Here is a 7,982-nt window from a genome sequence, read left to right as displayed (position 1 = left end):
CGCTGGCGTCACGGGACGCCCGGCCGCCGCTGCGCATCATGCAGCGTGCGGGCCGGGCGTCCCGTTTTTCATTGGCGGTGCGCTGGCTGGCAGAGCGGCAGGGGCTACAGCTTGCCGGCCTTCGCCAGCGTGATCACGCGCGCCCAGCGCTTCGCCTCGCGCTCGCTCGGCATCGGCAGCGCCCACGCCGGATGTTGTGTATCGCGCAGGTCGATCGCGAGCTGCCAGCGCTCGCCGTCCGGCTGCGCGCGGCAGCCGGCCACGTCGGTGAGCGTGTAGGTGCCGGTGGCGCCATCCTGCGACAGCGCCAACAGCCCCTGCGTCGACGACAGCTTCAGTTCCACCGCGCCGTGACGCACCGCATGCGTCCAGCCGCCTTCCTTGGTGTTCGATGCGATCTCGCGCCGACTGCGCAGCCAGGCCGCGACGGCCAGTGCGAGCAGCACCGCCGCCACGCACGACACGCCGATCGCCACGCCCGCGCCGAATTGCGCGGCCACGGCATGAAACGCGGCAATCGCACCCCAGACGAGCGCGGCGAACACGATAAGAACGATCAGGATCGGCATGGCGAGAGGCGGATGAAACGAAAGCAGGGAGAAGAAGAGACATCGCATGGCCGACGAAGCCGCCGGCCATGCGATGTGAGGGCAGACCGCGCGCGGGGCGCGGCTTGCCTGAACGGCTTCAGCGCGGACGGTGGATGTCGTGCGTGACGAACCCGGCATCGTTGGTTGGCAGTTCGAGCGCGTCGGGCACGCCGAGCGTGTTGCGGATATCGACGAGGCCCGCCGACCAGTGGTCGCGCATCGTCGAGGTGCCGAACTGATAGTCCTTGTAATCGTGCTCGTAGGACTTCTGCTGGTAGATCAGATGCTGGACGTTGTAGCGCTTGCCGGTGGACAGCACGTCGGCCTGCTGGCACCACGGGTTGCTGTTGCGCACGTCCTCCGGCACGAGGTCGAGCACGCGGCGCAGCACGTTGCGGAAGCGCTGTTCGCGTTGCAGCGTGTCGGTCACCAAACGCGTGCGGCTCGAATACTGCACGTCCTTGGTTCGCTCGGCGACATCGGCGAGCGTGCCCGGCAGCGGCCCGCGCGCATTCCACAGGTCAACCTGGAACGCGAGCGTGTCGCGGCGCGGCGAGGCGCGCAGCACTTCCATCAGCGGCGTGTTCGACACGATGCCGCCATCCCAGTAGTACTGACCATCGATCTCGACGGGCGGGAAGGCCGGCGGCAACGCGCCCGAGGCCATGAAATGCTCGGGGCGCAGCGTGATCTTCGTGTTGTCGAAGTAGGTGAAGTTGCCGGTGGCCACGTTCACCGCGCCCACCGACACGCGGATCTTGCCCGAGTTGATCAGATCGAAATCGCAGAACTCGAGCAGCGTTTCGCGCAGCGCCGACGTGTCGTAATAGCTGACGCGGGTCGGATCGTCGTCGCGCACGCCGGGCAGCGGCGGCGGGAAGCGCGGCACGAAGAAGCCGCGCTGCCCCTGCAGCATCGCGCTGGCCGCCTGCGAGGCGGTGAACGCCTGCCGGATCGACTCGATGCTGTTGAACAGCGCGAATTCGATCGCAGGCGGCAGCGCCGGGAAGAACGCCGGCTGGCAGATCGTGTTCCAGAACTCGCGCAGCCGCTCGACCTGCCGCTCGGGCGGATTGCCGGCGATCAGCGCGGTGTTCAGCGCGCCGATCGAAATGCCGGCGATCCAGTTGAGCGGAATGCCCGCTTCGTGCAAGCCTTCGAACACGCCCGCCTGATACGAGCCGAGCGCACCGCCGCCTTGCAGCACGAGCGCGACGGTTTCGTACGGCAGCGTGCGCGCGACCGGCTTGCCGGCTTCGTGACGGAGGTCGGGGTCGCTCGCTTGTTTCTCGGTACGGGCGTGGGGCTTCATTGCATGAACCAGCCGTGGCTGACGACGAACGACTGGCCCGTGAGCGCGGCGCTCGGGAATGCCGACAGGAACAGCACCGTTTGCGCGACGTCCTGCACCGTGGTGAACACGCCGTCCACCGTATCGCCCAGCATCACGTTCTTGACGACTTCTTCCTCGGTGATGCCCAGTTCCTTCGCTTGTTCCGGGATCTGCTTGTCGACCAGCGGCGTGCGCACGAAACCCGGGCAGACCACATGCGAGCGCACGTTGTGCTTCGCGCCTTCCTTGGCGAGCACGCGGGCCAGGCCCAGCAGGCCGTGCTTGGCCGTGACATAGGCCGACTTCAGCGGCGACGCTTCGTGCGAGTGCACCGAGCCCATGTAGATCACCACGCCGCCGCGATCGCCCTTGTACATGTGCTTGAGCGCGGCCTTCGTCGTCAGGAACGCGCCGTCGACGTGAATCGCCTGCATCTTCTTCCAGTCGGAGAACGAATAGTTCTCGATCGGGTTGACGATCTGGATGCCGGCGTTCGACACCAGGATGTCGACCGAGCCGAATTCGGCGGCCACCTTGTCGATGCCGGCATTCACGGCGTCTTCGTTGGTGACGTCCATCGCCACGCCGATCGCCTTGCCGCCCGCTGCCTTGATCTGTTCGGCGACGGCGTTCGCGCCGTCCTGGTTCAGGTCGGCGATCGCCACCGCCGCGCCGGCCTTGGCCAGCTCCAGTGCGATTTCCTTGCCGATGCCGCTTGCGGCGCCCGTCACGACAGCGGTCTTGCCTTTCAGATTGCTCATGATCGTTTTCCTGATGAGTGGTTGGAGGAGTTCAGGTGAGGCGATGCGTTACTTCGCGAGGTAATCGTGGACGACTTCGCCGAGGCCCAGCGTCAGGTCCGCCATGATGTGGCGGGCCTCGACGATTTCGAGCACCGGCAGGTCGGCCACCGGCGCGAGCGCGTGCGGCGCGAGATGCAGCGAGGCCGGGCCGGTCCACGCGCCCTTCATCTTGATGTCCTGCAGGTAGTAGCGAACCAGTTCGCAGATGCGCGGGCTGCCGTCGACGTGCGGAATGATCTTCAGCAGATAGTTCGCGCCGGCCAGGCGCTGCTGCTGTTCGACGAGATCGAGTTCCTTGTGCTTGTAGCCCATCGTGCCGGTGGCCACGCGCACCGGGCCGTAGTCGAGCGTGCCGAGCAGCGTGTCGATGTGCGTTTCCAGCGTGGGCTGCGCGAGTTTCTTCGGGAATCCCCACAATTCGCGGCCGCCGGCGATCGGCGGGTGATCGTTGAGGTACATCGCGAGCGTGTAGCTGCCGGGCTTGCCGTCGAACTCGACCGGGATCACCTGGCCGCTTTCGGTGTAATCGCCGAAACCCGTCGAGTCAGGCATGCGAATGAATTCGTAATGCACGAACGGCTGCGTGACCTTGAGCGGTTCGGGGACGATTTCGCGCAGCCGGTCCAGATCGGTGCGGTACGTGATGATCAGAAACTCACGATTGATGAAGCGGTACGGCCCCATCGGAAAAGCCGGACTCGTGAGCGGCATCGCGAACGCATTGGACAGGACTTGACTCGGATTCATGCGGGCTCCTTGTGGATCGCTGCTGATGGATGAGTGTCGCTATCCTATGCCGTTGCAGATCGATTGTGCGCCGCCGCAAGCGGAAAAGATTATTGCTTAATTCGTAGCGTTTCGGCAGGAAAACGCAAAATCGATTTAAAAATTCGATGGAATCAAACGGTTTAACTCGCATCTTCCCGTGTACCGATGACGTTCTTGTGAGCGCCGACGGTGAGCCTTTGCGGGATGTGAGGTGAGAGGATACGGGATCGCGAGGCAATCTGCATCGACGCGTGCATCGAATGTTTGATGAACTTTTTGCAGTGCGCAATCGGCGAAGCGCCATGCCTCGGCATGGCATTTCGAAATGCTTTCGTTTCGGCTTTCAAATGCGACGCAATGCGGCGGTGCAATGCGCGTGCGAGGCGGCAGCAATCAGCCCGGCGATTTCGCGGCGGCGGATTCGGGCGCCACGTCCGGCGAGCTGCCGGTGCCGCTGTGCAATTCGGGGGTGTCGGTGGCCGAGCCGCGGGCGATTTCGCGGTCGAGTTCGCCGTCGTGCAGGATCGCGCACATCGCCACGAACAGCGCGAGCACGATGGCGGCGAGCACGCCGTAGCCGAGGATTCGAAGCGACCGGGCGAGCGTAGCGTGCATGGTGTGATCCGTGTTCATGGTCGTGCGCCGAAGCGATGAACGCGTGTTCGCGAAGACGAACACCGGTTGTCGTTCGCAGCGATCGCGGCCGGCCCACGTGCCGTCGCGCCCTGCGTACCGGCTGCGCCGTGGCCCACATCGGCCCGAGCGGCGAGCAATCCGACGATATATACCACGGCGGCGGGGCCGGCAGAGGGCGGCAAGCCGGCTGCGATGCCGATTTATCACACGCCGTTTCAGATCTCCACAAGCTTTCCATGCGAAAGCCGGCCCGAGCGGCCGGCTCGATCACGCTCGCCGTGGCGTCAGTCGTCGAGCGATTCGTGGACGCCTTCGGCGCCGCGCTTCCAGTACGCCGAGGCGCGGATGCGCGACTTGTGCACGCCGCGGTCGTCGCACAGGTGCTGGCGCACCGCGCGCATCGCGGCGGCTTCGCCGGCCGCCCACACGTAGCCGTCGCCTTGCGGCAGCGGCAGGTCGCGCAGGGCCCCGACCAGTTGCGCGCCGGCCGCGCCGTTGCCGGCCGCCGGGTTGTCGCGATAGCGCCAGATCGTGTAGACCTCCGCCTGCGTCGCGAATTCGAGCTGCGCCGACGCATCGGCCACTTCCACCACCACGGCGGCGCGCGTGCCGGCCGGCAACTCTTCGAGGCGGCGCGCGATGGCCGGCAGCGCGGTGTCGTCGCCGATCAGCAGGTGCCAGTCGAAATCCGTCGGGACAACGAACGACCCGCGCGGCCCGCCGATCGCGAGCGGCTGGCCGACGGCGGCCTGCGCGGCCCATTGCGAGGCCGGGCCCGGGTGATGCAGCACGAATTCGAGGTCGAGCTCGCGCGCCGCGCGATCGTAACGGCGGGGTGTGAAGTCGCGCATGATCGGCTTGGGCGCGCCTTCGGGCAGCACCAGGCCGTTGGGGCCGAGTTCGGGCAGCGGCGCGCCGGCGTCGCCCGGCGCGGGGAAGAACACCTTGACGTGATCGTCGAACGACGCGCTGACGAAGTCGTCGAGATCGTCGCCGGTCAGCGTCACGCGCAGCAGGTGCGGGGTCACGTGCGTGACCTGCTTGACGGTCAGCGCGCGGCGTTTGAGGGTATGGCGTACGCGCGTCACGGCGCGTTCGGTCGGGTTCTGCATGGTTCGATTCTCCGGGTTGGGTCGGGCCGCGCTCAGGCTTCGGGCGTGCCGTCGATGTCCGCTGCCGCGCGGCGCAGGATCGCGGCGATACGTTGCTGTTCGTCGGCGGCCGCGGCGCTCTTGCGGAACAGCGCCGCCTTGAGCGCCATGCGCGCCTCGACGAATTCGGGCAGCCAGCCGCCGTCGGGCGTGCCGTCCGCCGCGTCCGTCTGGCCGGCCATCGCGCGGCGCATGAATTCCATCTTGCGGCCGAGGTGTTCGAGCTTCGCGAACAGCAGGTTCACGCGCTCGCGTTCCGTATCGAGTTGCGCGCGGCCGGCTTCGGCGAGCGCGTAACGCTTGCGGTTGCCGTCCACTTCCACGGTGACGTAGCCGACTTCCTCAAGATAGGTCAGCGCCGGATAGACCATGCCGGGGCTCGGCACGTAGAAGCCTTGCGAGCGCGTGTCGAGCGCCTTGATCAGCTCGTAGCCGTGGCTCGGCTGCGCGGCGAGCAGCGACAGCAGCATCAGTTGCAGATCGTCGGAATTGAACTGACGGCCGCGCGGCATGCGCGGATCGTCGAAGCCGCCGGGGCCGCCGAAGCCTTCGGGAAAGCCGCCGCCGAAGCCGTGACGGCCGCCGCCGCGCCGGCCGCCGGCCATCGCCCAGAGCTTGTGCAGGGCGTGGCGGTGGCCGTGGTGATGGCCGTGGCCGTGATGGTGGTGCTCATGGCCGTGGGCATGGCGGGTGTCGCCGTCGAAGGCCTCGTGGCTCGGGTGGTGGTGGGAACGACGCATGGTGTTCTCCTTCGTACATGTCTAAAGATGTATCGAAAGATATATATCGAAAGATATACGGTCAAGAGGAAAAATGAGGGAGCGAGCGGGGGAGGGAAATGAGGCGGCGATGATTGCCGCCTGGAGAGAACGTCGGCCGGGAGGTCGGCCAGCGGGAAATCGCGCGCCGAGGGCCGGCGCGCGGGCGACACATCCGTCAGCGAGAAGCCGCCAACCCCGCCGCCTGCTCCGCCACCCCTCGCAGAATCGCCGCGAATTCCTCCGGCGCTTCCGCACAGCTCGTATGCCCCGTCTGCAACACATGCAGCGTCGCACCGGGAATCGCCCCGGCCAGTTCCTCGGCGTGGGCGAGCGTGCGCGCGACGTCGAACTGCCCGTGCACCACCGCCACCGGAACTGGCGGCAGGCCCGGCAGCAGCGGCAGCAGGTCCGTCTCGATCTGGCTGCGGATCGCCTGCGCCACCGCCTCGCTGCGCAATTGCTTGGGATAACCGACGATCTCGTCGAGCCGCGGCGGCGCGGGCAGCGTTTGGAAGCAGCGCGCGGCGAACGCCTGCCACATCGGCTCGCCCCATTCCGCCTCGATGCGCCGCACGATGCCCGACGCGTCGCCGTGCCCCCTGGTGTTCGCGCCGCTGTTGGCGAGCACGAGGCCGCGAATGCGCACGTCGGCGCGCCGGTGCGCGGCGAGCGCGCTCAGGACGGCCAGCGGCGTGCCGAGCGAATGTCCGACCAGCACCAGATCCCGCCCGGCCGGAACGGCATCGACGATGCGCCGCGCGATCGAATCGAGATCGAACGCGCCGTCGTCCTCCATCCATGCGAAAGCGACGGCATTCAGGCCCGACAGCCGCGCGGCATCCGCGTAGACGAGCGGGCTGCACATCGCGCCGGGCAGGCAGATCAGGGTGGGCAGGGCGGCGGGGGACTGGGCCAGCGGAACGATGCGCATGGGAGCGGTGGAAGACGGCGACGCACGAGCTTACTGCACACCGGCGCCCGGCGCGCCCCGCTTGTTAGAATGGCGACCTTTTCCTGGGAGAAAACCATGTCCTGGTTCATCTACGAAGTGCCCGAGTATCACGAAGACGGGGCGCGGATCGAGCCCTTCACCGATCTGCGCAACCGTGTTCTGAAAGTCAGCGGCCAAGGCATGGCCGACGAGCTGGAAAGCGTGCGCGAGAACGCGGCGGCCACGGCGAACACGCCCGAGCATCCGCTGCGCAACGCGGACAACCCGCACGTGTTCCCGATCCCCTATGCCGATTCGATGATCCTGGTCGGCTTCATCTTCGAGACGAAGCGCGAGGGGCAGCAACTGGTGGTGTCGCCGGTGGACATGCCCTGGCTCGACGACGCCGACACCGACGCATAAGCGATGACGTCGGCAATCACGCGAGCGAAACACCCCGCATGAAATCGTTCGACGGCAAGCTCGCCGTCATCACCGGCGCGGGCTCGGGCATCGGCCGCAGCCTCGCCCGCGCGCTGGCGAATGCCGGCTGCCATCTGGCGCTGTCGGATCTCGATCCGGACAGCCTGGCCGACACGGCCGCGCTGTGCGCCAAGGCCGGTGTCGCCGTCTCGCAGCACTGCGTGGACGTGGGCGACCGCGACGCCATGATGGCCTGGGCGCGCGACGTCAAGGCGCGCCACGGCGCGATCCATCTGGTCTTCAACAATGCCGGCGTGTCGCTCACGGCGCTGGCGGCCACGATGTCGATCGACGATTTCGAATGGCTGATGCGCGTGAATTTCTGGGGCGTGGTGAACGGCACCCAGGCGTTCCTGCCGTACCTGATCGAATCGGGCGACGGCCACATCGTCAACCTCTCCAGCATCTTCGGCCTGGTGGCCGCACCGACGCAAAGCGCCTACAACGCGAGCAAGTTCGCGGTGCGCGGCTATACGGAATCCTTGCGAATGGAACTGGAACTGATGCGCGTGCCGGTCAGCGCGAC

10 protein-coding genes are annotated in these 7,982 nt (G+C 66.9%); 2 read left to right on the top strand and 8 right to left on the bottom strand.

Annotated features, from left to right (window positions below; genetic code table 11):
- Positions 1–104: 104 nt before the first annotated feature.
- The 8 genes from ACYP33_RS09325 to ACYP33_RS09290 form a co-directional block, all read right to left on the bottom strand.
- The gene (locus ACYP33_RS09325; protein ID WP_459621195.1) at positions 105–569 is read right to left on the bottom strand and encodes a signal peptide protein; all 465 of its coding nucleotides are present in this window, start codon (positions 567–569) and stop codon (positions 105–107) included.
- 118 nt (positions 570–687) lie between these two features.
- Entirely contained in the window at positions 688–1,902 is a 1,215-nt protein-coding gene (locus tag ACYP33_RS09320) for a DUF3734 domain-containing protein (protein ID WP_459621193.1), read from the bottom strand.
- Complete coding sequence (locus ACYP33_RS09315) at positions 1,899–2,684, bottom strand: 3-hydroxybutyrate dehydrogenase (RefSeq protein ID WP_414448752.1); 786 nt, start codon at positions 2,682–2,684, stop codon at positions 1,899–1,901. Before ACYP33_RS09315 ends, ACYP33_RS09320 begins: the two co-directional genes overlap by 4 nt.
- Before the next feature lie 48 nt (positions 2,685–2,732).
- Positions 2,733–3,473 (bottom strand): acetoacetate decarboxylase, encoded by a 741-nt coding sequence (locus ACYP33_RS09310; protein ID WP_414440599.1) that lies wholly within the window; start codon positions 3,471–3,473, stop codon positions 2,733–2,735.
- Between the two features lie 414 nt (positions 3,474–3,887).
- On the bottom strand, positions 3,888–4,127 hold the full coding sequence (locus ACYP33_RS09305) for a hypothetical protein (RefSeq protein ID WP_414448751.1): 240 nt from the start codon (positions 4,125–4,127) through the stop codon (positions 3,888–3,890).
- A 287-nt stretch (positions 4,128–4,414) separates the two neighbouring features.
- Positions 4,415–5,242 carry a siderophore-interacting protein gene (locus ACYP33_RS09300; RefSeq protein ID WP_459621190.1) on the bottom strand — a complete coding sequence of 276 codons (828 nt, stop codon included), beginning with the start codon at positions 5,240–5,242 and terminating at the stop codon, positions 4,415–4,417.
- A gap of 32 nt (positions 5,243–5,274) precedes the next feature.
- Positions 5,275–6,021 (bottom strand): PadR family transcriptional regulator, encoded by a 747-nt coding sequence (locus tag ACYP33_RS09295; protein WP_459621188.1) that lies wholly within the window; start codon positions 6,019–6,021, stop codon positions 5,275–5,277.
- A gap of 196 nt (positions 6,022–6,217) precedes the next feature.
- A complete protein-coding gene (locus ACYP33_RS09290; protein ID WP_459621186.1) occupies positions 6,218–6,973 on the bottom strand; it encodes an alpha/beta fold hydrolase in 756 nt (251 codons plus the stop codon).
- A gap of 96 nt (positions 6,974–7,069) precedes the next feature.
- On the opposite strand from ACYP33_RS09290, the gene ACYP33_RS09285 reads away from it, so the two are divergent.
- Both ACYP33_RS09285 and ACYP33_RS09280 read left to right on the top strand, forming a co-directional pair.
- Complete coding sequence (locus ACYP33_RS09285) at positions 7,070–7,396, top strand: helicase (protein ID WP_459621184.1); 327 nt, start codon at positions 7,070–7,072, stop codon at positions 7,394–7,396.
- 38 nt (positions 7,397–7,434) lie between these two features.
- A partial coding sequence (locus ACYP33_RS09280) for an SDR family NAD(P)-dependent oxidoreductase (RefSeq protein ID WP_459621182.1) occupies positions 7,435–7,982 on the top strand: 548 nt, incomplete at its 3' end.

The sequence above is a fragment of the Burkholderia sp. 3C genome (assembly GCF_054589155.1).
Note: the sequence above shows the minus strand (reverse complement) of the source record. Positions and strands in the feature narration are given on the sequence as shown.